Below are 1,691 nucleotides of genomic sequence, written 5' to 3'. Positions count from 1 at the left end.
ATCCTGAAGTTTATTCTATGGTAACACTCGTTAATTATAATGGTATAGGGGAAAAAACCTTACAGAAAGCTTTTGATTTTGCTATGAATTACAAACAATCAAAATTATTTTAATTTGCCTATCAATTGCCAATTGAGCTAGTGACCTCCCCCCGAAAATTGAGCCACTGTAAAGTTGGTTTTTCAAGTTACAATCTCTTCCAATAATTCCACAGGCGTTCTGAAATTCAGTGCCTGGTGGGGCCGGTGGTGGTTGTAGTCCTCCATCCACTCGTCTGCCTTCTGACGCACCTCCGACAGTGTTCTGAACACGTAAGCGTTCAGCAACTCCCTCCTGATACTGCCGTTGCAGCGCTCGATGTAGGCATTCTGCGTCGGCTTGCCGGGCTGAATGAACAACAGCCTCACCTTGTTCTCCCTGCACCAGTCCTCCAGCTTTTGCGAGATGAACTCCGGGCCGTTGTCCACCCGAATCATCTCCGGCAGCCCCCTGAACTCCCTGAGGTACTCCAGCACCCTTATCAGGCGCAAAGCCGGGATCGACAGGTCCGCCTCCATCGAGAGGACCTCCCGGTTGTAATCATCGACGATGTTCAAGAGCCTGAATTTACGGCCGTCCCAGAGGCTGTCGCTCATAAAGTCCACCGACCACACCTGGTTGACCTTCTCGGGCTGGAACAGGGCCTGCTTTACCCGCGCCGGCAGCCTCTTTTTATGCCTCCTGCGAATGTTGAGCCTGAGCTGGCTGTAGACCCTATAGACGCGCTTGTGGTTCCAAGCATGGCCCATCCTCCTGATCCGGTGGAAGCACTGCCAGAAGCCGATGGCCGGGTGCTTGGCCACCAAGCTTTGCAGCAGCTCTTCTACCAGGCTGTCGTCTTTCTCCGTTGCTTTGTACTGATAGGTGCTTCTGGCCACCCCTGAGGCCTTGCAGGCCTGACGTACGCTCACCCCGTGCTCTTCCACCATGAACTCCACCAGCGCCTTTTTCTCGTCAGGCCCTACAGCTTTTTTTCCACGGCATCCTTCAGGGCGTGGTGCACAAGGGACAACTCTGCGAACATCTTCTTGAGGCGGGCATTCTCCTCCTCCAGCTCCTTCATCCGCTTTAGCTCCTTTACTTCCAGACCGCCGTAGCGCTGGCGCCACTTGTAGAAGGCGGCTGTGGTGATGCCCAACTCCCGGCAGAGCTCCTGGGCATGGCGGCCATTCTCATGTTCCTTGAGGGCCTTGATGATCTGTGATTCTGTGAAGCGTGTCTTTTTCATACCATTTAAAGTTAAAGATTTTTTCAACTTTCAAATGGCCGACTTTCAGGTAAGCCTACATCCCTCTTTAGCCAGAAATCATGACTTTGCATCACTGCATATAAAACTCGACGATAACTAGTCAATTTGTTAGATAGCCTGTTTATGATCACTTGCCTATCTGTTCGTTCTTGCTTTAAGCTCAAGATTACTGTTGAAAGAAAAGCGATAAAAATACCTGAAATGATGCCAGATACTGTGATAAGATAGTTTTGAATTTTAAGCATTCTGTTTGTTTGCGATGGAGAATCTAAAAGTAGGCTTGACACCACTATTGTAACAATTATTAATACTGTAAATCTTTAATATGCCTATTTCATCTGGTTTCTTCGTGCAGAATAAAATATTCAATTACTGTAGAATTAGTTATCTCTCATGACATTAC

At 48.4% G+C, this 1,691-nt stretch carries 1 protein-coding gene; it reads right to left on the bottom strand.

Annotated elements, in window-relative coordinates:
* Positions 1-182: 182 nt before the first annotated feature.
* A protein-coding gene (locus ACFQ2O_RS21530; RefSeq protein WP_377532945.1) for an IS3 family transposase occupies positions 183-1,267 on the bottom strand; the annotation gives its coding sequence in 2 pieces (ribosomal slippage) (positions 183-1,006 and positions 1,006-1,267; 1,086 coding nt in all).
* Between the last annotated feature and the right edge of the window lie 424 nt (positions 1,268-1,691).

It is taken from the genome of Pontibacter rugosus (genome assembly GCF_042678745.1).
GTDB classification, from domain to species: domain Bacteria; phylum Bacteroidota; class Bacteroidia; order Cytophagales; family Hymenobacteraceae; genus Pontibacter; species Pontibacter rugosus.
This window is presented reverse-complemented; position numbering and strand designations above follow the sequence as displayed.